This is a genomic window from Mycobacterium sp. IDUB_28, assembly GCF_055419285.1.
In genome coordinates this window covers 108,282-135,175 of the sequence record NZ_JBVAXK010000010.1, presented here as the reverse complement: position 1 = coordinate 135,175, position 26,894 = coordinate 108,282, and the positions used below count along the sequence as shown (strand labels likewise).

Here is a 26,894-nt window from a genome sequence, read left to right as displayed (position 1 = left end):
CGGTTAGGTGCTCAGCGTGCGCTGGTTGTGCTCCTCAGCGTCGCGGTACGTGGCGAGGCTGCTGCGGATGTGCCCGGCCACATCCTCGCAGTAGCGGCCCAGCGCGTGGCCGGCCTGCGCGCGGGCCTGGAGCACCTCCTGCAACGCCGCCCCCACCGTCGACGAACCGATCCGCCCAAACATCGAGCGGGCCCGCTCCAAGGTTTCCGGGGAGGCGTCCAGCATTTCCCGTACCCGGGGAGCTTCGCCCTCCCACCACTGCGCGTGCTGGTCCCACTCGTCGAAATTCACCGACACGTTCTTGGCCACTGAAACTTGCCTCCCGAGCTCTGAACTGCGTATTCATCAACCATAAAGCGCCGCACCGCCCCATGTCCGGGCCGCGAACACTCAAAAATCGATAGTTTGCCGGTACTGCTGCACTTCGGCCAGACTCGGAAAGCCCGCGGTCACCGACCATTGTGCGCCGGACTCCTCACCGCTGCGCACCCCCACCTGGGCGCGCAGTTGCATCAGCGCCAACCGGTGCAGCCGCGCAATGCGATCCGCCAGCACCTCAGCCGGCCACGACGCCACCGCCGGCTCCAGCTGGACCTGCACATCAAGGCCCGACACGTCGGCGATCTTGACCATCAGCGCACCATCGCGGGACCACTCGACGACCTCGTTTATCACCGTGGTCCCCGCTCCGTCGACATGCATCTAGGCGCCTGCGGCAACAGTCGGCGGCGACACACTACTCGGCGCCGCCGCTGCGGGGACGTGCGCGGTCGCGCCGAATTGGGCCGGGTCCTCCCACCCCAGGAATTCCGCGGCGGGCAGTGCGCTTTGCGGCTGAAGCTGGCCATCGAGCCAAATTTTGCCATTCCCCATGAAGATGATCGGTTCGCGGCTCTTGCACTGCGCGATCTGACCGGGCACCAGGTGGCTGGGATCGACCGGCACGGTGACCGGCGTCCCCGGAGGCGGTAGCTGCGCATACGGCTTCCACGCATCCGTCACCGAAGCCCCGTTGAGTACCGCCCGCACCGCCGCGGCGTGCTGGGCCGAGGTCGTGGTCACCGGCGTGCCATCAGGCATTTGCACCACCAGGCTCGCATCCCCGCCCGGTGCGCTGGCCGGTGCGGCCGCCGCGGCAGCGGGTTGTGCGGCCACCGGCTGCGCACCCGCGCTGCCCGCAGCCGCGGGGTCGGGCTTGGCTTCGCTGTCGCCTTTGCCGCGGCCCTCTGCGGCCTCGGACGACTCGTCGCGACCATGACGGTCATCGACGAAATCAGCAGGCTTACCGCGCTCACGGGCCTCGCCGTCGTTGAACCCCTCACCGCCTGCGCCGTGGCTGCCCATTGCGCCGGTCAGCGGTGCCAACGCACCCAGCGCATCCATCGGCAAGGAACCCCCTGCATTGCCCAACATCCCGGGCAATGAACCCAATGCCCCCAGGGCCGGACCCAGCATTGAGGTCGGATCACCCGTCATCGCGGGCAATCCACCCATTCCCGCCAGAGGATCAGTCACCCCGCCGGTGGCGCCGGCGCCTGGGTCTACACCACCGCCTCCGCCGCCAGCCCCGCCACCATCTCCGCCGCCACCGGACCCACCGCCGCCGGACCCGGCGCCACCGGACCCGGCGGCATCGGCGGGGCCTTTGTGATGCTCGCCACTGCTCTCGCGGTATTCAGTGCTCAGCGCGGCCAGCAATTCGGCCTGCCTCTTGCTGTCCACCTTGGAACTGTTGAGCAGGCGCTGGATCTCCGCCAAATTGTGATCCAGCATCGTGTTGAACAAGGACAGCGCCTGCGGGTCTTTCGACATCGTCGGGTCGGTCATGATCTGCTGGTGAGCAGCCTGGATGCCCGCGACCAGCTCACCGACCCGAGCCCGTGTTTCGTCGTTGGTAGTGAAGATCTCTTTGAGCAGCTCGGCCAATTTCTCATCGGTAGCCGCTACCTCGCCGCTAGTTTGGCGGTAGGTGCCCCCGGCCTGATCCGCGCCTGAATGCAAGCCACTCCAAGACGGCCCTACAACGCGCGGGGGCCCGCCCTGCCACGGCGCTGGGGGCACTACATCCCGGGCCCGCTCACGTGGCGGCCGCCGATCGTCGTCGCCGCCGAAAATTGCGTCGACGCCAGCAAGAACCGGGCGGAGAAGATCCTCTAGTTCCTCCAGAAATCCCACCGATTCCCCTACTTCCGCCGATCACACAACCCGAGCACTCACTGCAAAAAACGCTACCGCCGGGATCGACCCCAAAGCGACGGGCGAGGCACACCAATTCACCGACGTTCCTCCCGCAGGCGGCATCGCCCAGCACGGCAGGTACGGGTGGGAGTCGCAAGAAATCAGCCGGGCCGCCGCCGACCCAGAACGCTGACGACGGCACCGCTGCGGTCCCCCTCGGTGGCTAGAAATATTTGTCGGGCGCGGATGTGGTCGGGGCGGGTGCGGCGCGCTTACGGTGTGAGAACCGGCTCCACCAACGGCATCGACGGCCGGACTTAAGGACAACGCCGACGATTGGCCGAAGCCACACAGCAGTACGCCGCGGTTGAACCGCGCGGCGTGTCGTGCGCGGTTCAACCGCGCACTCGTGTCACTCTTGTCCCACAAGTACACAGCCGACCCGACAATCAGGAGCGCATCCCCCGAACCCAGCCCGAGCTCGCGGGCGCCGCGAGATTGCACAACCGCATACAGGCCCAAACGCAGAAATCCCCGCCGAAGCGGGGACACCTGCCCCGGAGCTAGCGACTCCGGTTCTGGCCTCTGAACTCAGAAACCATGCCTAGCGGGCTGGTTTCACGATAGAGGACGCCTTCGTGAATCACAAGACTGGCATTTTGGTGCCGTTAACTCCCTGTCAGCGACATCCTGTCGACTGGCTTGACCCCACCCGTACGGGCCTCACCCGACGGCTTTGCCTAACTTGCCCGGGCCTCCAGGCGTGCGCGCAGGCCGCCCACCGCGAGCGCCCCGACTACGGCATGTGGGCCGGCGTCTGGATCAACGGTGACTTCACCGCCAAAAAACACCTGCTGGGCTGTCAAAACCCCACAGAGGAGCCGACGGCGCTGCAAACCGCGCCACCGCAAAAAACCCCGCCGGTGCGACCGTCGCCGCGAGCGCCCGGCCCCGCGCGCTACCGCCGAGTCGGCACATTGTGCACCAGCGCTCCCCCACCGCAGCTAGCCGCGCTGATCACCGCCCGGGCCGCCGGGCACTGCGAAATTATGGCGCCGGCCTGCACCTATCAGCAGTCGGCGATCTTTGCGCGCCGCCGCGCCGCGTCACGCACGCCGCTGGGCAGCCCCGCAGACGCATTGGCCGCCTGCCGCAACTGCATTGAATTGATCGAGCACACCGCCACCCCCACAGCTCTGGACCTCGGTTACATCGTCGACCCCCGCAGCTGCACCAGCACCGTCGCGCTGCTGTGGCGCCAACACCACTGGGTTTACCTCGACACCCGCGGCCGGCTGCATCGGTGCCAGGGCGCCGCGCAGCCCGTTACCCGCTAGCCCGCGATGACAGCCCTCGCCGCCGCGCCTGCCGCCACCCCTGCGGTCGTCTGGAAAGCGCTGGCCCATCTCATCGCGGCGCGCCCCACCGTACGGGTCTGCAACCCCGACACCGCCAAATTCGATCGCACCGCCGCGCTGAGCACCCGACTACCCCGACTCCCCGCCGCGGTGCCGCTCTACCTGCGCGGACGAGCCCAGTACCTGGTGCTGGACTTCGACACCAAACGCCACGGGCAACACACGGTGGACGCCGACTTCACGCGCGCGTTGAGGTGGATCACCGACTGCGGCGGCATCGCCATCAGCGATCGCTCCACCAGCGGCGGTCGGCACCTGCTGGTGCCGCTGGCGGTCGGCACCGCCGCGACCGCCGAGGAGCTCAGCCCACTGTTGCGGCTCCTAGAAGCGCGGCTGCCCAGCCTCGACAAGACCCCGATGACCAACCCGAAGACCGGATGCATCACGGTACCCGGGTCCGCCTGCCGCGAAGGAGGCCACCGCATCCTCGACGGCCCCCTGGACACCGCCGTGGACACCCTCACGCGACGGTCCCATCCGGCCCTGCTACCCCGGCTCAACGTCCTGCTCGGCGCGCTGAGCGCGTCGACCCCGCCCCCGTCGGCGCGCACCTCCTCAGCCCCCGACGGCGACGCGTTGACCGGTAGCGGCGAGGACACCCGGCTACGGCCCGACTACACCCGCAGTGGAGATCTGCCGGCCCGAATCACCGCCTATGCCACCACCGGTGTGCTGCCCACAGACACCACCTGGCGCAGCCACTCCGAAGCCCGCCAGTCCGTGCTCGCCCACGCAGTCCTGCACGGATACACCCTGACCACCATCCGCGCACTCATCGCCCCGGGCCGCCCCTGGAGTAGCGGGCTGGCCCGCGCCTATGCCCGCTATCAGCGCAGCGCCGAGACCGCGCTGCGCCGCGACTTCGCGAAGGCTTTACAGTGGGCGGCCGACAACGCCCAGTATTTCCGACCAGCCGGTGCACAAGAATACGAACTACACACACGGGGGGGCACCCGTGGACCGCTCCTGCACCGGCAGTGGCTCACCAACGCCGTGGCCTGGGTGGAGCAGAACTACCCGGCTCACCCCTACCGCTGGATCGGAGCAGCGGTCTATCAGGCGCTGGCCGTGCACGCCGTGCGCACCGGAGAGGTCATCAACGGGGTCCCGGTGGTCGGAGTGGGCGGCCGCTCGCTCTCGATCGCCACCGGCCTGCTCAGCGAGACAATGGTCTGGCAATTCCTGCGCGAGACCCGCGATCAACCCGGGTCACCGCTGGTCCGTACCCGGGTTGCCCAAGGACGCCAACCTGACTTCTATGCCCTGACCCAGCAGCACTGCCTGGATCGGGCCCCTGAGGCCATCGCCGCGGCCCGCATCGAAGATGTCCACCTGGCGTGGAAAGTCATCGGTCACCGGCACCGACGCATCTACGAACTGATCGTCCACCGAGGGCTCACCGATCCCCGCGACGTCTTCGCGGCCGCCCACGTCTCCCCCAGCACCGGATACGCCAGCCTGGGGGCCTTGGTTACCGCGGGACTCATCGCACGCGGTCGCGGAAGCCTGGGGCCCGGAACGGTGACACTGGATCAGATCGGTGCCGCGCACCAGCTCCACGCCCTGCGAACCCAGCGGATCGCCCGCCACCGCCGCGAACGGCAGAGCTGGCATGACTGGCTCACCCTGCGCGAAGAGCTGCGCAACCCGCCCGATGACATCGGGGACACGGCACCAGTCAGCGTGCTCGCCGATCCCTATGACCGGCATCGCCAGGAATACCTCAGCGCTGTCCTGGCCACCGGGCCCCCCACCCTCGACGACGAAGGTCACTCCCTTGAACTGCTCGCTGAACTCGTCGGCGCGCGCATCCTCGCCGGCCATGCGCGCGGCGCCCCGAACTAGATCAATGCAGCCGGATCCGCGTCCCCGGGAGACTCCCCAGGGTGCGGGCTGCCCCACCCTGACTCCGGCAGGGCTGGACAACTAGACGACGAGATAAGGACGCGAACCGCTCCTTTACCGCGGTAAAGAAGCGGGTGCTGCCCGGACTGATTGCGCCACCGACGTGCAGGGCGCCGGAAAGAAAGGGGGGTGCCGGTGGAAAATGCTTAGGCGGAAGAAGCCGTGCGGCGGCGACGCTGCCGAGCGGCCAGCGCCTCTTCGACGAGGTTGGAGGCGAAGTCCTGCGCGGTCAGCAACACATCGTCGCGCTTGGCCTCCAACCACGCCGCCCGCAGGTGGCCGGCGGCCTCGGACCGCAACCGCAATGTGCGGGGAGCCCCCAGAGCGTCCGGTTCGGAGACGGCCGGTTCCGGGGCTCGCGAGCGAACCACGCGAGCATTCGCTGGTGGAGCCGGGCGGGCCGGCACGGTCGCCGGGGGTTGCACCGGAGCCTGCGCGGGCGATGCGGGTGCAGCCACCACCGCAGGGGGACGCGTGGCTGAACCGGCATCAGAGAGCATGCCCATCACGACTTCGGAGGTCTTTTTACCCATGGTGTCTCCCTCGCTTGGCGCGGCCCTCATTGACACGTTTCATCACATCCACGGTGAACGCGGCGTATGCCTGGGCCAGATCAGGGTCGGCCTCGGCGTCGCCGAGCACGAATCCCCCGCTGACCATCCGCTCCGCCGCGGTGCGCTTAGGGATCAGGGCATCGAACATCGGCAAGCCGTCTTCGCCTAACGCGGTTAACGTCTCGCGGCTGATCAATGTCGCGGGCTCGTACTTGGTCAATAACACGCCGAGCAGCTCTGCGGACAACACCTCGTGTTCGCGCAGCGAGGCGGCCCACTCCAAGAACATGTGCACGCCTCTTCTGCCCCATTTACTGGCGTCGGTCGGCACGATGAGCCAGTCGGCCGCATTCAGCGCCGAAATCACCAGCTGCCCCAGGTTCGGGGACAGATCTAGGACGATCGCGTCATAGTCGTCGAACACCGGCTGCAACCGCATCGCCATCTGGTACTCGCGGCGGTGCATCATGACGAGTTCCTGGTCGAGCTTGGCCACCGCTAACGTGGCTGGTATCAACTCCAGGTTGGGAATGCGCGTCTTGCGTATCACCTCGGCGATCGGCGCCCGCTGGGCGATCAGGTCATACAGATCCAGATCCACGTCGTCATCCGGATCGAACATGGACGTGGAATTGGCCTGAGCATCGCAATCCACTAACAGAGTGCGCCAACCACCGTGCGCCAACCCGGCCGCGAGGCTGACCGCGGTAAACGACTTCCCGACCCCACCTTTGTGGTTGGCAATAGCAATGACATCGGCTTTCACTTTGACCCCTTAAGTCCCATTCGTCACACCTGTGATTACAACACGGGGTCGCCGGGTGTTCGCGCGATGCGGTCGCGGCGTGTTGCGGTGACTCGGTGATGCAGCAACGCAGTAAGTGAGCGATTCTGTGTTTGCAACACCGGGTTGCGTAGTGTCACCGTGACGCAATGATGAAGTGATCAGGTGATCTGCTCACGACATCGCCCCGCGATCGAATCAACTGGTGATCCTGTGATGCCGCGACGTCGCGACCCCGTGTTCCGATCACACGAACACGCGGTGACCTGATCATCGCCGCACCCTGTGATCTGGTCGCATAGTGACCCCGTTGCCCAAACACCGCAGCACCACGTGATCCGGCGATCCCGTGATGCGATCAACGGATCAGGGAATCACTCAGTCGCACCGCCACCAGATCTCCGCGTTACTCGATAACCACGTGACGCGGTGACCGACTCACCCGATCGCACCGTCACCGCATCGGCCGGGTGTGCGGATGCCTCGATGACCGCGTGACGGCGTCGCCAGATCACACAATCACCGGACGACGCTGGCGGGGGACGCGAGGCGCCGAGGTCAGAGCCGAATTCCAACCAGATCGCGTGAGCGTGCCAGGCGGACGGGTGCGACGGAACTTGCCCGATCTTTACCGCGGTAAAGATCCAACGGCTCGTTTCTGCCTTGAGACAGCGAAGCGCCGGGGGAGAGGGCGCGGAATTGCATGCGATGTGCGTATGCTCGCTCGCCGGCCGCGTGTCCGACAGCCCAGATCGCGGCGGTGCCACTAGCATCATGGCGACCCATCCGAAGTACCCCGCTGTGCGGGGGAAGCATACGGAAGGCCATTCGATGGCTGTGCACGTCCTTTTGAACCAGAAAGGCGGCGTCGGCAAAAGCACCATCGCGGTCAACCTGGCCGCCGTGACCGCTGACGTCCTCAATCACCGCGATGATCCGGACGCTAGCTCGCCGGTCGCCGCCATCTCAGTAGACCCCCAAGGCTCAGCCGTCTGGTGGGCATCACGAATCGACGACCTGCCGTTTCACATCGTGCAGGCCCACGACGACCTCGCCGGACTAGCGCGCATCAAAGAGCTGCCGACCATCAAGCACGTCTACATCGACACCCCCGGCTGGATCGACCTCGACGCCGGCGCCGGCACCACCGCCGACCCGCTCGGCAGGGGGCCCGCCGCAGACGCCCTACGCGCCGTGCTCGACGTCGCCGACCAGGTCATCATCCCGATCGAGACCGAACCGCTCTCCTTCGATCCGACGGCCCGAACCATCAACAAGGTCGTTAGACCACGAGGCCTGCCCTACACCGTGGTCATCAACAACTGGGACCCGCGCGACGGCCACTACGACCTCAACGAGACCAAAGAATTCATCAAACGCAACGGATGGCCGCTGGCCAATACTGTTATCCGCCACTACAAACTGCACTCCCGGGCCAGCGCCGACGGGCAGGTGGTCACGGAATACCCGACTAACCGCGTGGCGCTGCAAGCACGCGAAGACTTCTACCGCTTCGCACTCGAACTCAACATCGGGGGAGGACGCTGATGGCCCCACGCGGACGACGCACCAGCCTGGCCGAACTGGCCGGCGACGTCGGCGACAACTCGCCCGTCGACCGTCCACCGGCGAGCGAGGCGCCGGCGCGCAGCGTCGCGCTGGCGGATCTGACCGCCAACCCCCGCAACCCGCGCGAAGACGTCGGCGACCTGACCAACCTCGCCTCGATCGCCGACCTGCAACTGCAACCGGCGGTGGTCGTCACCGCCGCCGCCTACCGCGCTCTATACCCCGACGACGCCATCGCCACCCGCTTCGTGGTCATCAACGGCTGCCGGCGTCTGGCCGCAGCACACAAATACGGCCGCACCGACCTCGACATCGTCGTCAACGACGCTCTCGCGCGCGACCGCATTACCCTGGTCGCCGCGGCCATTACCGAGAACGTCGACCGCGAAGACTTCGACGTCATCGAAGAGGCGCGCGCCGTGGAGGCACTCGTTGCCGAATGCGGGCGCGCCGTCACGGCCGCACAGCGGCTACACCGCACCGAAGGCTGGGTATCGCAGCGGCGCGCCCTGCTCAAACTTGACCCTCAACTCCAAACCGCGCTGCGTCGGGGCGAACTCGCCATCCGCGAGGCCCGCGCCCTGGCGCAGGTCCCGCGCGAACAACAAGTCGCACGCTGGCGCGCAGCCCTAGCCAAGCAGAACAACGACACCGATGTCCCCGCACCTCGACCCGGCCCCCCGAAGTCGCGGGCACTCACTGCCGCCTTAGCCCAATTCGACAGCCGCCCCGACTTACTCGTCGACGCCCTACGCAACTACCTCGGTGACGAGGGGATGAAGCAGCTCCGCGCACTGCTCTAGGCTGCGGCCGCGGCGCTCCGCATCCCGTCGATCGGTCAGCGGACTGTATGCGGGGGGCGATCAGAGTTGATCGGCCAACTGACCCAAATGCCCCGGCGTCACAAACTGGGCGAGGGCATCCAGATAATTCTGCGCCACCGCGCGATAGCGCTCCGCGGTGCTTTCTCCGGCCAGCATGTTCTGCTGCGCCGCGATCAACAGCCGGTTGACCTCCACCTGGGTCACCAGCCGGGCACGCAAGTCATCAACTTCTGTGCTCGACGCGGGGGTAGGGGAGGGCCCGGCTTCACCGGGTAGCTGATCACGGTAGACATACCAGCGCAGCCGTTCCGGACGGGGGATCGCGCCGCCGCGCAATTCCCCGGCGGTAATGGCCCGGATCAGCGTGCGGGGGTCCTTATTCAATGCCGCCGCGGCCTCCCGCAACGACACATGCGGACCTGACGGCGTGGTCTCCACACCGTCAGGCACCTGCTTGAGCTCTGCCATCGCCTCGATTCGCGCTCGCGAGCGTATCGTCCCATTACAACACAATGCCGTTAACTAATGGCATATTAACGGCATCACGATCCGCCACAGGCCGCCAATGTCGCTAATAACGACATCGATGCCATAAACTAACGGCAACAGCTAGCGCCATTACGGTGGTCGAGCCCACCACCCGGTTGTTGAGAGGAACAGTCGTGGCATTACACACCGAACGACGCGCCCACACCCGCAAAGGCACCGAAACGCGGCAACGCACCAAAATGGTCGGCCTGCGACTGCGCCCCGAGGACCACCAAAAGCTGACCCGCCTCGCCCAATTCCGTGGCGTCAACGTCGCCGCACTCTTCGAATCGACCGTTGCGGACCTCCTAGCGACCCCCCTACCCGGCGAATCGCTTAGCGCCTAGACCGGCGTACCCAAAGCCCTTTCGCCGATCAAAGTCAGTTCCTCAAGCAATCCGCCGACGCCCCCACCGGGCCGCTCTCGCCGGCCACACGCGCACGGCGCAATCTTCGTAACCCGTAACGTGCCGATCGGACCGGGTCTCTTCGATCGGCCGTCCCGTGGCGGAGAGCCGAGACACACGCGCGAACGGCAAGGCGCCTCACGCCACCGCCGATCGCGCACATACCGGCACAGCCCCAGGATTGATGCCGCACCCGGCCGTCTGGGCCAACGGAGATGCTCCCCTCAACGGGCAGCAGATCCCACAACTGCAGGTCGCGGACGAACTGCAGACGGTGCGCACGGCGCGGCACTGGCGAAACCAGCGCACACTCGATGGCCCCGTCACCACCAGTCAATCCCGCGGAGGGGCCGCTTTCAGCGGCTTTACTGTGCAGGGACGCACCCAGCCCCGCCCAGAGACGCTAAGCGTTGCGTCGCTGCACCTCTGCAGGCGCCCGGATCGAGAGGGGAGCAGACTGGCAGGGTGAGCATCGTCCTTCCCGCCCTGCCGCCAGGGCCCATGCTGGCCACGCCGGGCCCGCCGTCCAGCGGACCGGATTGGATCGTCGAGGCCAAATGGGACGGCGCCCGGGCCCTGACCCGCATCCACGGCCACGACATCGAGATCGTGAGCCGCCCCGGAAACACCTTGGCCGCACGCTTCCCCGATGTTCTCGCCGGCCTACACACCGCAATGGGCGGACACACCGCGATCCTCGATGGCGAGATCGTGGCGCTAGCCCACGACGGGCGACCAGACTTCAGCAGACTGCAGCGTCGCCTGCGCGTCACCCGACCGGACCCTCGGCTGCGCACGACGGTGCCGGCGCGCTACCTGCTCTTTGACATCTTGCACTTGGACGGAACAGATCTGACCGGCCTGCCCTACGTGCAACGACGCGAAGCGCTCGAGGGCCTCAGATTGCCCCGCGATGGCACCGTCGTCGTACCGCCGTGCTGGCATGGCCTCGACGGGCGCTTATTGTTCGACGCCACAACGGATCTGGCGCTCGAAGGTGTGGTGTGCAAACGCGCGGCATCGACCTACCAGCCCGGGCGGCGGTCTCGCTCCTGGATCAAGACCGTCATCCGACGCAAAGCCCCGCTTGTCGTCGCCGGCTGGGTCGACGGCCGCGCGAACCCGATCGGCGCGTTGCTCCTCGCTGCCCACGACACCGACGGGCGACTGTTGTACTGCGGGGCGGTCAGCTCCGGACTGAGCCGGCCAGCCAACCGAGCCATCTACGCGCAGCTGCAGCAGATCGAAACTCGCACTCCACCACTTTCGTGCCCACCCGGCCATGCGCTGTCGGGCCACGCCCACTGGGTGCGGCCCTCGCTGGTGGGTCTGGTCGAATACCGCGAATTCCCCGGACGCCTGCGCCATCCCGCCTGGAAAGGACTTACCACGCGCAAGCCCTCCGAAGTCGGTTTGCCGCCACACAGCTGACCGTTGCTGCCGCGGCCGCGCCGGACCGTCACTGTGATGAAACGACTGCGAATGGCAGATATCCCGGCTTGTGCGACCCGAATGCACTTCCTCGATCGCGGTCGCTCATTTATGCCTCAACGGACACTCCATCTCGAATCCCACTGTGCTGCAACGAAACTGATGCAGGGGCTGCTGTAATCAGGGAGTCAGAATTTCCCCGTTGCCTGGGCACACGGATAATCCCAGTTATCCACGATGCTTTCGCGATGATGAAATGGCTCAAACGCGTAACACCGGGGTCCGATTCCGGTCATGCTAGACCGCTCAAAAGGCTTGTAGGGACGAACCGGGCAAACATCGCTCGAATAAGGAGGTGATTGCGGAAATCCTGCTCAAAATCCCGACCGCGTGAGGTCAAGCCAGGGACGAGCGTGCGGCGATCGAACAAACGGAGTCCCCTTGCCGGGCCGAGGGCGGCACGACCGCGCGGTGTTGCCCGCTACAGGTGGCCACTGGGCAGCTCAGTCGAGCACTGCTCCGACGGTCAAGTCCAAAGACGTGGCGTACCACTCGCGAGGCCCGCCGCTGCAACCGCTCGCAAAATCCACGGCTTGCCCTAGATGACCCTCCAGCGACTGACGCGCCTAATTGGGCCGACGCCGCCCCAAGTCAGACGGAGGAGGGCAGCGCCGCGAGTCGCAGTTCGCGAAGTTACCAGACTCGCCTAAGGTCCTGATTGCGGTCGCGGGCGGGGGGGTCTAAGGGCCGCAGCAGGTGTCACACATGCTCACTCCGTGTCGAGCGCAGCGGCGTCGGCACCGACCAACGCCTGAATCAATGTGCGGCCGCGCTCGGTGAGCCGATACATCGCCAACTGCCGTTGCCGACGGGAGGACACGAGCTCAGCGGTCTTGAGTTGGCGAAGGTGATAGGACACTAAGCCTTGTGCCTGTCCGACCACCCACGCCAGATCGCACACGCACAACTCGTCGCCACGCAGTAGCGCCGTCGCGATCGTCAACCGGGTGGGGTCACCGAAGGCCCGCGCCTGGGATGCGGCCCGTTGACACGGGCCCGACCCGGGCAGTGACGTTCGAATGGACTCTGCATCATGCAAATTCAGGCACACCAGGTCGCAAGAGTCCACCCGCCGCGTGCCCATGCTGGCATACTAACGGTCGTCTATATAGCAATGAAGGCGCGGCGGCCAACCCTACGCGGCTCGTTTTCATCGGCCGTCGGTGCTGGCTCGGAGTTTGGTTCGAAGCTCGGCGTTGCAAGTGCAGGCTGGGTCGAGCCGCGGCTTAGATCTTCCTCATCGGCAGGCAGGCAGATGCGCGACGAGGCATTGCGCGTACCACCGCCGCAGGCCAATTCCGGTGGCCTGTGCCTCACGTAGTGGGAGGACTTACCGGGGCACGATAAGCGTTGGCTCTCGGCGCTTGCACGGCACGGTCCTGCGCGTGCAGCCGATCGCTACCGGGGTATTGCATATATCGCAATGTACGCATAACTTATGGAGATGGTCTGGTCGAAAAGGGCACGGCCGTGAGCGCCGGCCACAGCCATGCACATGGGCACACCTCGGCGGATGCTGACCGGCGATGGCTGGGCGCAGCGTTGGCGGTGATTACGACGTTCATGCTGGGCGAAGTGATCGTCGGGGTACTCGCCGGGTCATTGGCGTTGATCTCGGATGCGGCGCACATGCTCACCGACGCGGCCTCGATTGCGTTGGCGTTGTGGGCGATTCGGCTGGCGGTGCGGCCGGCGGCGGGGCGGATGACCTACGGCTGGAAGCGCGTCGAGATCCTCTCGGCACAGGCCAACGGGGTGACGTTGCTGGTGCTGGCGGCGTGGCTGACTTACGAGGCAATCGGTCGCCTGATCGATCCGCCGCCCGTCACCGGCGTGCTGGTGCTGATCACCGCGCTGGCCGGGGCGGTTGTCAACGTGGCTGCGACGTGGATGATCAGTCGAGCTGACCGGTCCAGCCTCAATGTCGAAGGCGCTTTTCAGCACATACTCAACGACTTATTCGCATTCATCGCTACTGCGGTGGCCGGCGTGGTGATTGTTTTCACCGGGTTCGCGCGAGCCGATGCGATCGCGACGCTGATCGTGGTGGCCCTGATGATCAGGGCCGGAGTGGGGTTGGTGCGTGCGGCCAGCCTTATCTTCCTGGAGGCCGCTCCCCAGGGGGTGGAGCCGGCCGCGATCGGTCAAGCGATGGCTGCACACGATTCAGTGGTGGAGGTCCACGACTTGCACATCTGGGAAATCACCTCTGGGCAACCGGCCCTATCCGCACACGTGATCGTCGCTGACGGCCAGGATTGCCACACCACCCGGGTCGACCTTGCGCACTTACTGTCCCACCAGCACGGCATTTCGCACAGTACGTTGCAGCTTGATTATCGGCGATCCGAGTACGGCGAGCCCGGCGCACACGAAGCCTCTGCGCATTGTGAAGACCCCCATGGTCCAACACATCGCTCCACCACCGCGTAGTGCGCGAAAAACCTCATTACGATTGGGCTGTGTCGTTTCGTAATTGCGAGGGGATATCCACATCAGTCACGACACGGGACCCTAATCGCGGCCCGGAGCTCCGAAACCACCCAGGCCTTGCGGCCGCTCTTCATTGCATTGGTGAAACTCGTGCGTGTTCGCGGATCGGCCCTCAGCACCGGCGGCTGCGCAACTTCCTCGGCTGCGCCCATCTCGATGATCGAGGCTTCGTCCTGAGAGCAGCCAGCAATCGATCGGAACGCAGTTTCGTTTCATTCACCAGCAGCGGATGGCATCAAGTCCCTGCTGTCGATGTCTGCAGGTGTCGTCGACGGGAGCCCAGTACCGTTCGGTGATTGCCCGTTGGCCAAGCGGTAGCGGATTAGCCGGGAGCTGTTAGTGACTACCGCCACCGACGACGCGTTGTGCAGTATCGCGGCGAGCACAGGTGATAGCGCACCCGCAGCACCCATCAACAGACCCGTGGAGTTGACGGCGATGGACATGCCATAGTTCTGCCGGATCACTTTGACCGCGCGTGCGCCCAGATCCGGTACGTCGAGCAGGCGCTGCAAGTTGTCGTTGGCCAGTGCGATGTCGGCTGTTTCGACCGCAACGTCGGTGCCCGCAAGTCCCATTGCAATCCCGATGTCGGCAGTAGCCAGTGCCGGGGCGTCATTGACGCCGTCGCCGACCATCCCCACGACGTAGCCTTCGTCCTGAAGTTGACGCACCGCCTGAAGTTTGTCTTCCGGCAGCACCTCGGCGCGCCACTCTTCGATACCCATCTCTCGAGCGACCACCTCGGCGGTCTCGGGATGATCGCCGGTGAGCATGACGATGCGCCGGATTCCATTGGCCCGCAACTTCTGCACGACTTCGGCGGCCTCGGGCCGAACTTCGTCGCGCAGGCTGATCAGACCCACCAGCTTGCCATCCACGGCCAGCAGCAGTGGAGTTTCGGCTTGGCCGCGGAGTTTGGTCACCCAATCCGTCGCCTTCTTGGAAACCCGCACTTTTTCGGCGCGTAACAGCGACGGGCTTCCCAACAGCAAAATCCGACCATCGGCCCAGGTCCGCATGCCCAGACCCACCAGCACCTCACATTGCTCATGCGGGGGAATGGTGATGTGGCGTTCTGTGGTCGAGCGAATCACCGCTTCGGCCAGCGGATGACGAGAATGGATTTCTGAGCTGGCCGCGTAGGCCAGAACCTCTTCGGGCTGCCAGTCTTTGTGCAGCGCAACGACGTTGGTGACGATGGGGCGCCCAACGGTCAGAGTCCCGGTTTTGTCGAACACGACGGCGTCCACCCGGCCGGCTTGTTCCAGGTGGGAACCGCCCTTGATCAGGATGCCGCGGCGCGCCCCGTTGCCGATCGCGGCGCTGATCGCGGTCGGGGTGGACAATCCCACCGCGCACGGACACGCGATTAACAGCATCGTCATCGCGCGGCGAACATCGCCAGTGAGCACCAAGGTGGCCGCGGACACGATGAACGAAATAGGGACAAAGCGGCGCGAGAAGTTCTCACCGACCGTTTGTATCGGCGCCCGATCGAGCTGCGCCTCTTCGACGCGGGCGATAATGCGCCCGATCGTGGTTTCGTTGCCGACAGCGCTGGCGCGCACTACCAGTCGACCGCGTACCACCACCGATCCGGCATGCACGCGGGACCCGACCTCCATACTGACCGGCAGCGTTTCCCCGGTAATCGCCGACTGGTCGACAGCTGCGTCGCCGTCGACCACTTCGCCGTCGACAGGTATCGCCACATGATCGTGAACCACGACCTGGTCCCCGATCTGCAGCGTATCGATAGGCACCTGCACCTCGCTACCGTCGTCTAGCCGAATCCACGCGGTGTCGGCGGTACCGCGCAGCAGATCGGCGATGGCGCGGCGGGTGCGCCGCAAAGTCAGGTCCTGCAGATACTCACCGATGTTAAGCAACCACAACACGGTCAGGGCGACCACGTTCTCCCGCAACACCAGGCTGGCCACCGTGGCCACCGTCACCAACGAGTCGGTGCCAGCGCGACCGGAACGCAGAGCGCGCAGCGCGCCGCGAAAGAACGGATAACCCATAAACACCGTTGCGCCAGTGGCAATCAACTGACCAGACGGGCCCAGCAGCGGCGGTCGCCGAAACACGTAGCGGCGCACACCGAGCAGCGCCAGCGCAACCCCTCCGATCACCAGGCGCAGCACCTCGGCGTTACGGATGTCGGCCGAGCGAGGTGTGCGCGCAGGAATCAGCTCAGCCGCCACCTCACGAGCCTCTGCGATAGCCGCCACGATGGCCGAGCGATCGCAACGTTTCGGCGAGTACCACACGACCACAGACCCGGTGTGCGGGTATGCGTGCACCACCCGCACACCAGTCTGCTTGTTCACAGCATCTTCGACCGCGACCGCACGGCGCGAATTGGAGCGGACCCAAGGAACGAGGAGCCGCATTCGTCCTGCAGCGTCCGAGACGACCTCCACAGCGTTGATGGCAACAGTCATGTCAGCGGTCAGTGATCGTGGTCGTGGACCTCGGCGGCAGCCGGCGGTGGCACTTCCTCACCGATGCGTTCACGGGCCTCGGCGACCACATCGCCAATTTTGAGCCGCGCCGACTCCGCTGCCACCTCGGCGCGTCGGGTTCCCCTCAGACCCAGTTCGGTTACCGCTACCGCGGTTCGACGCACAGGAGCCTTTCCTGCCGCCTTTCGCAGCACCTCATAGGCGCCCACACCCACCAGCCCGGTGAACACCGTTCCTGCCGCCTTGGCCACTAGCGCCTGCGGAAGCATCAATACCCCTCCTGTTCGGTCCTCGTTGACACTGAAGTCGTCTTATCTGCGTTTGATCTTAACATAAGTATATTGCAATACCGCCATGGATAGGAGTCGGGAGGCCCGCCCCGCAACCACGCGGCATTCGGAGTCGTTGCGACCCCGGCTAACACACCGACTACTTGAAATCGCGGCTGCTGGCGGTTCTCGGCCTGCCGTGGCGCCTCGCCCTGCCAGTCCGCGTACCGAACTATGACAACGACACAGTGATGGTCGCGTCGATCACCTGAATGCCATGTCCACAGCAGCGCGCTGACACACCACAAAACCAGCCTGCTGTTGGCGACGATTGGGGGTGGCGCGCGCCGTCTTTGGCGAAGGAACAAGCCGAAGCGCGGCGTCGTCGTCTGTCAATGGACAGCTGAAACGGCCCGTGGGCGGACATGAAGTGTCCGCCATCCCAGCAACCCGCCCGTGCCGAGGAAAAACACGGCCACTACGGAACCCATTCAGATTCACACATGCGCATGCTACTATAATTCACCGACGGCAGGGGTGGTTGCCGCTGATGCAGGGAGGGCTCATGGATGAGCGCGGGGCAACGGTGATCGGGGTGTCGGTGCTGCTGTGTCGGCGCTGTGTGTCGCGCGTGCCGGTGCAGCGGCATGAAGTAACGGTCGATCAACGCGTTGAATGCGGCGGCAGCGAGCCCGAGCAACTTTCGAAGTCCGACGCGAAGTTTGATGCGGTCCAGCAGCCCCAGGCGCTACCGGTGGCCTATCCCCCCCGCAGCAGTATGCGGCTCAGCCGGGGTGCATCGGAGGGTCACGTCAAACAAGGAGCGGCTTGTTCGCTGCCGGGTGCTACCGGGGGTTGGCACGGGGGCGGTCGCGGCGCCGCCACTGACACATAACCACGTAGCGCCGCGGCGGTTCAGCGCCGCAAATTCGGGTCGCAGTAGCACAAGCGGTGCCGTTCCTCAACACGACCGCACTGCATTATAAGGAGCAACGAGATGGATTTCGCGAGCTATCCGCCAGAGCTCAACTCGGCCCGTATGTATACCGGTGTCGGGTCAGGACCGTTGTTGGCCGCGGCCGAGGCGTGGGATGTGCTCGCCGCCGACCTGCAGTCGGCGGCGAATGCCTACCAGGCGGTGGTATCGGGATTGACCGCTGGTCCCTGGTTGGGGCCGGCGTCGGCGGCGATGAGCGCTGCGGCAGCATCGTATGTGGCGTGGTTGCGAGCCACCGCCGCCCAGGCCGAAGAGACCGGCGCTCAAGCCAAATCCGCTGCCGCAGCCTACCAAAGCGCGTTTTTGGCGACGGTTCCGCCAACGATCGTGGCGGCTAACCGCAGTCAGCTGATGACTCTGGTCGCGACCAATGTGTTCGGAAGAAACACCCCGGCGATCGCGGCCACCGAAGCTCACTACGCAGAGATGTGGGCCCAGGACGCCGCGGCGATGTACGGCTATGCAGCCTCGTCTGCCTCGGCGACGGCACTGACGCCGTTCAACCCACCGCAGCAAAACACCAACCCGAGCGGTTTGGCCAACCAGGCCGTGGCCGGTCAGACTACCGGCATCGCGCAAAGCGTTATCCAGCAAGCCTTCTCCGCAGTGCCCAGCGCGCTGCAGAGCGCAGCCGCGGCGCCCGCGGCAGCGGGCGCCGCGGTCCCGGTGGACTCGCTGAGCACGCTGGCCGACCTGTTCACCATATCGTTTGGTATCGCAGCGGCTTTGGCGACCTTTCTTATCGGCGTACCGTCCGGTGTGATCGGAGTGATTGGCCTGCCGGTGTCCATCATCGGCGCCGAGACTGGTATTCACACCGACGAGATCATTAGCGGATGGGCGGGCGAGGAGCCGTTTCCGGGCACTGAACCGGCCCCGGTGAAGCCGTTCCCGGCGCCGCTACTCAACTTGCCGGAGGGCACGGTGCCGGCGCCGAGCATCGAGGCTGGTCTGGGCGAGGCCAGCTCCGTCGGCGCCTTATCCGTGCCACCGAGCTGGACCGTTGCCACCCCCGCGGTGCGCCCCATCGCCTACACGCTGCCGGCGCTGCCGGGGGCCGCGGTCAGCGCCACTGCGGTCCCAGCCGCAGAAGCCGGCCTCGGCAGCACGCTCAGTAACATGGCGCTGGCGGGGATGGCCGGGCGGGCCATGGCCGGAGTGGTGGGCACCGGCGCCAAAAAGGCGGTGCGGGGTGCACGTGCGGCGGCGCGGGCCGGTGCCGGGGCGGTCAGCGCCGACAGCGCGGCCACCGGCGACAAAGATAAGGCGCCGCAGGAGAATTCACGCGCGGTGGTGACCGGCGTGGCCGCGGAACTCCGCGAATTCACCAAGCTCCGCGACGACGGGATTTTGACCGACGAGGAATACACCGAGCAGAAGAACCGTCTGCTTGGTCGGTGAAACGCCCACGCCGTTTGTCGGACACGTTGTCTTCTGAAAGAGGTTGCTTAGTCATGGATTTCGGGATCTATCCGCCGGAGATCAACTCCGGTCGGATGTATACCGGTCCGGGACCGGGGCCGATGCTGGCCGCCGCGCAGGCCTGGGGCATCTTGGCCGACGAGCTGTATACGGCGGCCAGCGGATATCAGTCGGTGGTGTCCGAACTTGCCGAGGGGACTTGGTCGGGTCCGTCGTCCGCGGCGATGCAAACAGCGGCCGGGTCTTATGTGGAATGGCTGAGCGCCACCGCTGCGCGGGCGGAGCAGTCGGCCGTCCAAGCACGAACGGCAACCGCGGCCTACGAGGCGGCGTTCGCCTCGACGGTGCCCCCACCAGAGATCGCCGCCAACCGCAGCTTGCTGGCGGTGCTGGTGGCGACAAATTTCTTGGGACAGAACACACCGGCGATCGCGGCCACCGAGGCGATTTACGCCCAGATGTGGGCGCAAGACGCCCTGGCCATGTACACCTACGCGAGTTCGTCGGCAGCCGCGGTCGTGCTGACTCCCTTTACCTCCCCGCACCCCAACACCGACCCGGGTGCCACGGCTAGCCAAGCCGCCGCGGTTAGCCAACTCGGCGGCACCGTCGCCGACAATGAACTTGGTGCCATGTGGGTGGTACCGCAGGCGTTGTCCGCAGCGGCAGCACCGGCCCAGGCCGACACGCTTGGCACGCTGGCGCTTCTAAGCTCGGTCTTTCTCCTCGCACCAGCCGACTTGGCTGACCTTTTCGTGCTCCTACCGACAGATCTGCTGACTGCATTCGGAGATTTTCCTGCCTCCGCATTCAACACTGCTTCGGGTCTTATTGACGATGACACCGTCAGCGGCTGGAACGGTGAAGAAGCCTGGCCGGGTACCGGACCGGCACCGGTGCAGCCGTTTCGGGCGCCGCTTCCGAACCTGCCCCGTGGCGGGATTCCTGCGCCGACGATGTCAGCAACGTTCGGGACGGCGAACATCATCGGGGGATTGGCGGTGCCGCCAACTTGGACCGTCGCCGTACCCGGGGTGCGCGCTGCCGCGTTCACCACGCCGCTGTCGAGCGCGAACGCGGCGGCGGGCCCGGCAGCAGAATTCGGCGCGGCAAACACGTTCAATCAGTTGGGAATTGGGGCAATGGCCGGACAGGCTATGGCTGGACCGCCAGCCACCGCCAACGAGCAGCACAACGCAAGACCGGCGCCGCTCACCGGCCGCGCCATAGCGGCACCGGTCGACTTCGACGCCGCGGCCTATCCCGCGCCGCGGACCGTCATGACCGGCGTTGCAGCCGCGATCCGCGAGATCGCCGCACAGCGCGCCTCTGGACGGCTGAGCGAACAGGAATATACCGAGCAGAAAAAGAGGCTGCTCGAGATCTCGTTCGGGCAGTAGGTCACTCGGCGATCGACAGCGCGATGCCCTCCAGGTTGTCCTGCTTGCTGAGGCCGTATGGTAGGCGGCACAAGACTCAGTCCATCATCTTGGGACACACACGACGCCAGAGCCATGACATTATCTGTGGGCGCGGCACCGGCTGCTACATTTGAAGCACTGTGGTTAGCAAGATGAGTAGACGCCCTTTCGCGCGATCGGCTGTCGCCCTCGCCGCCATATTGTGGCTGATCTGTGGCGGTGCCGGTGAGCTAGAGCGGTCGGTGACCGGCAGCTCCGACGCTGCGCTGCACACCGCGGCTGCCTCGTTCGGCAAAGCCGCAGTCCTTAACGCCGATCACACACGAGTCGACGTGCACTCGTTGTGGGACGGTCCGCAACCGCTGGCGACGGCGATCGCCCCACAATGGGCGACCACATTAGTCGCTATGGAGATCATTGCCGTCGTGGGTGCGGTTGCGACGTTGTTCGTTGACCGTCCCCTTCTTGCGGGGCGCGGACCCCCTGATGGCTTCAGCACTGCTTGCTCTGGTCAGGACCTCCTGACCCGACTTTGTCTCTCGCGTCGCTGATCGGAAAGCGTCAGGTCGTGGCGGTTTACCGCGCGACCGGCGATCGCTGGCCCAGTTGACTGCCGCGGTGGCCTCTTTCAGCACCTAGCGCCTCACCCGTATGACGAACATGCGAGTTGGCGCCCACCGGCACACTCCCACGGCCGTCAATGCCTCAGCGCCCTGCAGCCCGATGAAGGGCTCGTCCCAGTCGCGGGGCGCATACGCCAGAAAGCGACATCATGTCACTGACGACACCAGGACCGTACTGGTCCGCTTCCGTGACTGTTGCGGTCACGTTCGAGACTGTCCCTCGCGGTACGCGGATGTTCGCGGCGCCGATTGCCGCACAGTCAGGGGCCGACCATCGCCATGACGTGGTGAGCGACAACCACCCTCGTGCGGTCGCGCCTGGGCGCCGGCGGTTGCCGTGCGCGGCTCATTGCAGCGCAGGTAGTTACCGCGTGCAAGGCGCTCGGAGGCCGGGGAATGCGCATTGATTTCGGGGTGATGCGGGGCGGGTTTGGAAGCGACCATGCTGCCTGTGAAGTCCGACCGGGAATATCCGCACGCGCCGCAGGCGTGCTAGGCCAGCGCGCCATCGGTCCGGCCGCCCGGATTGGTGAGCGGTCGGTGCCCCCAATCTGGTGCAGGACGGCTCCGATACCCCTCACGGTGATCGCGGCGTGGCCAAGACCGGCTCCCCGCGGCGCCACACCACCAAGCAGACACGCACGACCGGACGGTCGACCATGCTGAGGATCTCACCCCCACGATATGCAGTGCCTGGACTACCCGCGGCGCACTGGCCCCACGCAACGCCCGGTCAACACCCCGATGATTGGTATCAGCAACAGCTGGCGCGTCGCACCGCGCCGAAGGAGGTGACGTTGAGAATGATTAATGACCGGCACACGTTCAGAAAAATACGTCGCGACGGCGGGCCGTTATGTCGCGCTTGGGTCGGATATCGCGTCAGGCCGGAGTGCGCGTCATGACTACCCGCAACTCATCCGGCGATCCCACGCCGGTGGTTGATGACTCCGGTTGTGCCACCGAGTGTTCCGGAAAGCCGACGACTACGACGCGAGACGTCGGATGGCATCGAGCGGCGCGGTGGGCGCGCGGGCTGGCAGTGGTGAGCCTGACTTTCGTGCTTGTGCAAGGCGGCATCGGCGTGTGGCAAGGGTTGTCGGCCGATTCGATTGCACTGACCGGGTGGGCCTTGGGAAGCGCCCCGGAGGCCCTTGGCAGCATCATCGTGATTTGGCGATTCAGCGGCTGGCGCACATTATCTGAGATCGCCGAACGGCGCGCCCAACGCGGTGTGGCGGTGTCCTTCTGGCTCACGGCCCCCTATATTGCGACCGAATCGATACACCACTTCATCGACGGGCATGAAGCCCGCCCCGAGGTGATCGGCATCATCCTGACCGCGGTGGCACTAGTGCAGATGCCGATTCTGGGCCGCGCACAACACGCACTCGGTAAGCGATTAGGCTCGGCTGCCACCGTTGGCAAAGGGACGCAGAATTACTTGTGCGCTGCCGAGGCGGCCGCGGTCCTCATCGGACTGGCCGTCACCGCCACATGGCCCCCCGGATGGTGGCTTGACCCCGCGATCGGGCTGGGCATCGCCGCGGCGGCCACCTGGCAAGGCATCCGGTCCTGGCGCGGTCAGGACTGCGGGTGCTAGCGCCCCAAAAGCAGATCATCGACCGGATGGGCCGCGCTGTGACGTGGACAGTATTGCGTCGACAACGAACGTCGAGCCCTTCGAAGTCGTCACCGGCACACATCGCTAGGCGGCGCCTGATCGCGGCATCGCCGCGGCCAGGCCGGCCAGGCATGGACAAAGCCGGCAACCGACGGGTCGGCGAGCCCAGCTTTGTCCCGACCAGGTGGACGCGGTGCCCGCGTCGAGCTGCCGATCAGCCCAAGTTGGTCGCCACAAATAGATCCACTCGGATCGCCCGGCCGCCACAAATCATGGTCCCCGACACGGCGCGTCGCGGCGCCCGTGTGCCACCGTTGACCGATTTAAGCCCTTGCCGGGAAGGCTCGCGAAGCCCTATCGGTAGCCATTCGGCACCGTCAGCGCGCTGTTCGCCGCGAAAGATACCCGTAACCCGTCCCAGCGGCGCATCAGTGGCTTCCACGTGCCGGATCAAGTCATTAATTGCGCGGAGAGGGGCGCTTTCGAATGAACGATGAGGGGTCGAGTCAACACGGGGATGTGATGATTTGCGCACGGTGCGCTCCGGATATTCGGCCACGTAGGCGCATCGGACAAAAAGCTGCCCAGTGCACCCACTGCGGAACGCCGGTTGGCGCGGGCAGCCAAAGAGCTGCCCTGGTTCCCGTCAGCGACACATCGGGCACCGTGGCGCGACAGCAGAGTCCGAGCCCACAGTGCGCGAAGGGCCGCATCTGCACACGAGAAGCGCGGCTGTCCTGGCTTCTTGCCGCGTTAGCGGGGCTGATCGGAGCGGCCGCATTCACTCATTCCGCCGGCTACTTCGTCACCTTCATGACCGGAAACAGCGAACGCGCCATCCTGGGATTTTTTCGCCACGAAGCGTGGCTGTCGATCGCTGCAGGCCTGCTGTTGTTGTCCTTTGTCGCAGGCGTAGTCACCGCATCGTTGTGTCGACGCCACCTGTGGCAAGGTGGTCACCCTCATGGCCCGACGGTGCTGACCGCCCTGTCGGTTCTGGTGGCGGCCATCGTCGACGTCGGCGTGGATGGGTGGTCGACCAATCAGGTTTCGTTTGTGCCGGTGCTGTTTGCGGCCTTTGGTATCGGCGCACTAAACACCTCGTTCGTTAAGAACGGTGAAGTATCCATCCCGTTGAGCTATGTGACAGGGACACTGGTCAAACTCGGTCAAGGCATCGAGCGCCACATCAGCGGCGGCCGGGCCGGTGAGTGGCTCGGATATTTCTGGTTGTGGTTTAGCTTCGTCAGTGGGGCGACCGCGGGCGGGTGCATCAGTCTGGTCGTTAGCGGATCCCAGATGTTAGCTGTTGCGGCATTCGCGAGCGCAGTAACCAGTGGGTACACACATTTTCATGCCGACCGCCGGGTCCGGCGAACCTAGCTGGGCGCACGGTGTCTCACTTCCGCATTTTTGCGTCCCACGACCGTTCTGACAGCACACGCCGTCCAACGGCGATCGTCGGCTGCTCTTTTGAGGCGAAAGACGTTGGCGCGCTAATTGATGCGATCGGTGATGATCTGCAGAACGTCAGTGGCGATCCGCTCTACTGGCTCAATGCCCACCACGCCCACCGATACCAGTGCCGATTTCTTGACACGGTAATAATGGCTCCAACGCGGGGCGGTGATCCTTAACGTCGAAGAATCTGGGTGGTCAATGGTGAATTGATACTGGGGATCTTGCAGGGCGACGCAGGATGTCAGCAAGGACTCTAGCTGATCGAGAGCTTGGTGCGCCGCGTGCCAGTCTGGATAGATAGCAACAGCTTGGCTCACCGAAGAAACCAGCGCCATACCGCCGGGATCTATGTCGTCGGTAACGCCGCTATATCCCACGCTACGAAACTCTGACCAACCAGCGGCAAAGGTAAGATCGCTAATACCTGCGGCCCGGCAGGTACCCGGGGCGTTCTGATTTCCCGCCGGCGGATTATGCGCGTCGGCGTAGGAACGGACAGTGAGCTCCTCGTAGTTGGCGATGTGACGCACTTCTTCGACGCCGACCAGTAACGCATCGACGACAGATGCGGTGTTGGCCGGGCTAGCTGCTTTATTGGTGACCAAGCACACGGCAACGGAAACGAGCACGCAGCACAACAGGAGACCGGCACCCCGCACTGCCATTCGATGCTTCCACCGACTGGGCTGCGAACACAGAGGCAAGTGTGGAATGTCAAACCTCGTCATCACTAAATCTTCTGCTGCAACAGCGCGGCCCCGGCCGGTCACGCAAAAAGGCTCGAAATATATACGGGAGCGAAGCTCTTGCCGACGGCACATTGACTATCCTACCCTGCAAGCATCAATTTCTGTGTTGACTTCAGAAATAGGTATATCTACATCCCGCGTCCGGGTTGCCGACTTGGGTATCCCGACAACCTAGTATTTAACTATTGTCAACAAAACTCTGCTGGTTCTTTCTCGACCCGCTGCTAGATGTCGACAAGTGATCGCGTCCGTGCCCGACATTAGGACAACCCAATTCCAGGGACAAAGCGCCCCACTGCAGCCGTGTAGTCGCGGTACTGCTGACCATGCACCGTTCGCAGATAAGGCTCTTCGACACCGCGGACCTGCAATTCAATCGCCACAAACAGGAGTACGAGACCGGCAAACGCCAACGGATTCGGGGCCAAAAGCACTATTCCTGCAGCAAAGGCAAGCATCGCGGAAAAGATGGGATTGCGCACTGCGGCGAACGCACCGTCGTGCACTAAGCTCGTTGTCTCCTCCGGATCCACCCCGATCCTCCACGACTCACCCATATCGTTCTGGGCATAGACGGTCGCACCGATGCCGCCGCCAGCAAGCACAATGCCAACTACCTGGATCCAACTCGCCTGCAACGCTGCGAGCGGGCATAGTATGCCAGCCAATTGCAGTAGCGGGGCTGCGACACCGATGATGATCGCCGCAACGAACCCGGCGCCGGCGATCCACGCCAACGAGCCGAACCGCCCTTGGACACCGCGAAAGCCGGTCGAGCCTGTCCTCTGCCGCTGCCGCCAACTGCGCCACCCGAACCCCACTACTCCGAACACGGCATAAAGCAGCACCGCCAGCAGGGCCGTCCACGATTGACTCGCCATCATCTCATTCTATCAGTATATGCTTATTTAAGCATGTGTGGCTGGGTCGTGACCATCGGCCCGCTGAACACCCGTCGCGCAGGCACGATGGGCGATCAACCGCCGCCAATGGGGGATAAGCGCGCCTCGCTCCGGTACTGTCTGCCCGCTTGCCTCACAGGTCGTTGGTTTGTAGGTTCAGCGTCGAAAAGGACGTGTGTGCCCCCTCCCGGCGAATCAGCTTGCTCATTACCTACTCACGACGTCGGCGCTGTGATGGGCAATCGCTACGCGCCGCGCGCCGCAGGGGAGTGCGAGTGTATGTGTTGTGCTGGATCAGACATCGTCGCGTCGGCCAATCGAACCGGTCCTGCCGCTTCCTGCCGGGATTCGATGTGACGGGACGAAGCAACGCGACTCGGCGACTGAGCGCCCAGCAAATTTTGTCCGGCGCCCACCAGATTGTTCCGGTAGTGGAGCGCCGCCCTGTACCCAGCCATAGTGACTTCAATCCCGTTTTGGGATCGCTAAATCGTTTTATTCGGACGACACGCGACAATTCTGCTTACGCAAAATCATTCACGCTCACTCATTCCCGCACACCGGCGGACGCATACGGCTTAGAAACGCGCCATCGCGAAGGCCTTGATCTAACTACCCGCGCCACCAAGGCGCCTAACTGATGATTCGTCGTCGTCCGAGAGTCAACAGATCCCGAAGTGCGGCCAAGTTGCAGATTCTGGAAACCCGTGCCGTGCGGTAGCCGATAGATCAACCAGCAATCAAATATGCCTGGCACCCAGGGACAGCGTCTGTAGTATGAGGGCAATGACAAAGCCGAGGGAT

The 26,894-nt window shown here is 64.9% G+C and carries 24 protein-coding genes; 13 read left to right on the top strand and 11 right to left on the bottom strand.

The features are described from left to right. Positions 1 to 3: 3 nt before the first annotated feature. From ACZYZ9_RS20625 to ACZYZ9_RS20615, 3 genes are all read right to left on the bottom strand, one after another. Entirely contained in the window at positions 4 to 309 is a 306-nt protein-coding gene (locus tag ACZYZ9_RS20625; protein WP_463828124.1) for a type VII secretion target, read from the bottom strand. 81 nt (positions 310 to 390) lie between these two features. Beyond that, positions 391 to 702, bottom strand: coding sequence for a hypothetical protein (locus ACZYZ9_RS20620; protein ID WP_463828123.1), 312 nt, complete (start codon positions 700 to 702; stop codon positions 391 to 393). Continuing rightward, positions 703 to 2,001, bottom strand: a complete 1,299-nt coding sequence (locus tag ACZYZ9_RS20615; RefSeq protein WP_463828122.1) for a DUF4226 domain-containing protein — start codon at positions 1,999 to 2,001, stop codon at positions 703 to 705. Here ACZYZ9_RS20615 and ACZYZ9_RS20610 point away from each other — a divergent pair. The 3 genes from ACZYZ9_RS20610 to ACZYZ9_RS20600 all read left to right on the top strand — a co-directional run bounded on the left by ACZYZ9_RS20610 (position 1,996) and on the right by ACZYZ9_RS20600 (position 5,441). Beyond that, positions 1,996 to 2,157: a hypothetical protein gene (locus ACZYZ9_RS20610; RefSeq protein WP_463828121.1), complete on the top strand. Its 162-nt coding sequence runs from the start codon at positions 1,996 to 1,998 to the stop codon at positions 2,155 to 2,157. The genes ACZYZ9_RS20615 and ACZYZ9_RS20610 overlap by 6 nt on opposite strands. Before the next feature lie 659 nt (positions 2,158 to 2,816). Continuing rightward, positions 2,817 to 3,515: a WhiB family transcriptional regulator gene (locus ACZYZ9_RS20605; RefSeq protein ID WP_463828120.1), complete on the top strand. Its 699-nt coding sequence runs from the start codon at positions 2,817 to 2,819 to the stop codon at positions 3,513 to 3,515. Between the two features lie 6 nt (positions 3,516 to 3,521). Then, entirely contained in the window at positions 3,522 to 5,441 is a 1,920-nt protein-coding gene (locus ACZYZ9_RS20600; protein ID WP_463828119.1) for a hypothetical protein, read from the top strand. A 206-nt stretch (positions 5,442 to 5,647) separates the two neighbouring features. Here the strand turns inward: ACZYZ9_RS20600 and ACZYZ9_RS20595 are convergent, their stop codons facing one another. Both ACZYZ9_RS20595 and ACZYZ9_RS20590 read right to left on the bottom strand, forming a co-directional pair. Beyond that, positions 5,648 to 6,034: a hypothetical protein gene (locus ACZYZ9_RS20595; RefSeq protein ID WP_463828118.1), complete on the bottom strand. Its 387-nt coding sequence runs from the start codon at positions 6,032 to 6,034 to the stop codon at positions 5,648 to 5,650. Further along, positions 6,027 to 6,821, bottom strand: a complete 795-nt coding sequence (locus ACZYZ9_RS20590; protein ID WP_463828117.1) for a ParA family protein — start codon at positions 6,819 to 6,821, stop codon at positions 6,027 to 6,029. The genes ACZYZ9_RS20595 and ACZYZ9_RS20590 overlap by 8 nt, the downstream gene beginning before the upstream one ends. A gap of 849 nt (positions 6,822 to 7,670) precedes the next feature. On the opposite strand from ACZYZ9_RS20590, the gene ACZYZ9_RS20585 reads away from it, so the two are divergent. Together ACZYZ9_RS20585 and ACZYZ9_RS20580 are read left to right on the top strand one after the other, a co-directional pair. Then, complete coding sequence (locus tag ACZYZ9_RS20585; RefSeq protein WP_463828116.1) at positions 7,671 to 8,387, top strand: nucleotide-binding protein; 717 nt, start codon at positions 7,671 to 7,673, stop codon at positions 8,385 to 8,387. Further along, positions 8,387 to 9,211, top strand: coding sequence for a ParB/RepB/Spo0J family partition protein (locus ACZYZ9_RS20580; protein ID WP_463828115.1), 825 nt, complete (start codon positions 8,387 to 8,389; stop codon positions 9,209 to 9,211). Before ACZYZ9_RS20585 ends, ACZYZ9_RS20580 begins: the two co-directional genes overlap by 1 nt. Before the next feature lie 60 nt (positions 9,212 to 9,271). On the opposite strand, the gene ACZYZ9_RS20575 is transcribed toward ACZYZ9_RS20580, so the two are convergent. Continuing rightward, positions 9,272 to 9,700 (bottom strand): hypothetical protein, encoded by a 429-nt coding sequence (locus ACZYZ9_RS20575; RefSeq protein WP_463828114.1) that lies wholly within the window; start codon positions 9,698 to 9,700, stop codon positions 9,272 to 9,274. A 194-nt stretch (positions 9,701 to 9,894) separates the two neighbouring features. Between ACZYZ9_RS20575 and ACZYZ9_RS20570 the strand changes: the two genes are divergently transcribed. Together ACZYZ9_RS20570 and ligD are read left to right on the top strand one after the other, a co-directional pair. Continuing rightward, positions 9,895 to 10,107: a hypothetical protein gene (locus ACZYZ9_RS20570; protein WP_463828113.1), complete on the top strand. Its 213-nt coding sequence runs from the start codon at positions 9,895 to 9,897 to the stop codon at positions 10,105 to 10,107. A gap of 525 nt (positions 10,108 to 10,632) precedes the next feature. Beyond that, positions 10,633 to 11,598, top strand: coding sequence for a non-homologous end-joining DNA ligase (ligD, locus tag ACZYZ9_RS20565; RefSeq protein ID WP_463828112.1), 966 nt, complete (start codon positions 10,633 to 10,635; stop codon positions 11,596 to 11,598). Between the two features lie 769 nt (positions 11,599 to 12,367). On the opposite strand, the gene ACZYZ9_RS20560 is transcribed toward ligD, so the two are convergent. Further along, positions 12,368 to 12,742 (bottom strand): ArsR/SmtB family transcription factor, encoded by a 375-nt coding sequence (locus ACZYZ9_RS20560; protein WP_463828111.1) that lies wholly within the window; start codon positions 12,740 to 12,742, stop codon positions 12,368 to 12,370. A gap of 386 nt (positions 12,743 to 13,128) precedes the next feature. On the opposite strand from ACZYZ9_RS20560, the gene ACZYZ9_RS20555 reads away from it, so the two are divergent. Continuing rightward, on the top strand, positions 13,129 to 14,091 hold the full coding sequence (locus tag ACZYZ9_RS20555; RefSeq protein ID WP_463828110.1) for a cation diffusion facilitator family transporter: 963 nt from the start codon (positions 13,129 to 13,131) through the stop codon (positions 14,089 to 14,091). A gap of 272 nt (positions 14,092 to 14,363) precedes the next feature. Here the strand turns inward: ACZYZ9_RS20555 and ctpC are convergent, their stop codons facing one another. Together ctpC and ACZYZ9_RS20545 are read right to left on the bottom strand one after the other, a co-directional pair. Continuing rightward, positions 14,364 to 16,601: a manganese-exporting P-type ATPase CtpC gene (gene ctpC, locus ACZYZ9_RS20550; protein WP_463828109.1), complete on the bottom strand. Its 2,238-nt coding sequence runs from the start codon at positions 16,599 to 16,601 to the stop codon at positions 14,364 to 14,366. An 8-nt stretch (positions 16,602 to 16,609) separates the two neighbouring features. After that, positions 16,610 to 16,891: a DUF1490 family protein gene (locus ACZYZ9_RS20545; protein ID WP_463828108.1), complete on the bottom strand. Its 282-nt coding sequence runs from the start codon at positions 16,889 to 16,891 to the stop codon at positions 16,610 to 16,612. 997 nt (positions 16,892 to 17,888) lie between these two features. Here ACZYZ9_RS20545 and ACZYZ9_RS20540 point away from each other — a divergent pair. From ACZYZ9_RS20540 to ACZYZ9_RS20520, 5 genes are all read left to right on the top strand, one after another. Continuing rightward, a complete protein-coding gene (locus tag ACZYZ9_RS20540) occupies positions 17,889 to 19,289 on the top strand; it encodes a PPE family protein, SVP subgroup (RefSeq protein WP_463828107.1) in 1,401 nt (466 codons plus the stop codon). 53 nt (positions 19,290 to 19,342) lie between these two features. Further along, entirely contained in the window at positions 19,343 to 20,710 is a 1,368-nt protein-coding gene (locus ACZYZ9_RS20535; RefSeq protein ID WP_463828106.1) for a PPE domain-containing protein, read from the top strand. A 173-nt stretch (positions 20,711 to 20,883) separates the two neighbouring features. Further along, positions 20,884 to 21,282 (top strand): putative copper homeostasis (lipo)protein LpqS, encoded by a 399-nt coding sequence (gene lpqS, locus ACZYZ9_RS20530; protein ID WP_463828105.1) that lies wholly within the window; start codon positions 20,884 to 20,886, stop codon positions 21,280 to 21,282. Positions 21,283 to 22,255: 973 nt separating this feature from the next. Then, on the top strand, positions 22,256 to 22,957 hold the full coding sequence (locus ACZYZ9_RS20525) for a cation efflux transmembrane domain-containing protein (RefSeq protein WP_463828104.1): 702 nt from the start codon (positions 22,256 to 22,258) through the stop codon (positions 22,955 to 22,957). A gap of 588 nt (positions 22,958 to 23,545) precedes the next feature. After that, the gene (locus tag ACZYZ9_RS20520; protein ID WP_463828201.1) at positions 23,546 to 24,361 is read left to right on the top strand and encodes a YoaK family protein; all 816 of its coding nucleotides are present in this window, start codon (positions 23,546 to 23,548) and stop codon (positions 24,359 to 24,361) included. 113 nt (positions 24,362 to 24,474) lie between these two features. On the opposite strand, the gene ACZYZ9_RS20515 is transcribed toward ACZYZ9_RS20520, so the two are convergent. Further along, positions 24,475 to 25,104, bottom strand: coding sequence for a sensor domain-containing protein (locus ACZYZ9_RS20515; protein ID WP_463828103.1), 630 nt, complete (start codon positions 25,102 to 25,104; stop codon positions 24,475 to 24,477). Positions 25,105 to 25,448: 344 nt separating this feature from the next. After that, on the bottom strand, positions 25,449 to 26,069 hold the full coding sequence (locus ACZYZ9_RS20510) for a methyltransferase family protein (protein ID WP_463828102.1): 621 nt from the start codon (positions 26,067 to 26,069) through the stop codon (positions 25,449 to 25,451). Positions 26,070 to 26,894 lie beyond the last annotated feature (825 nt).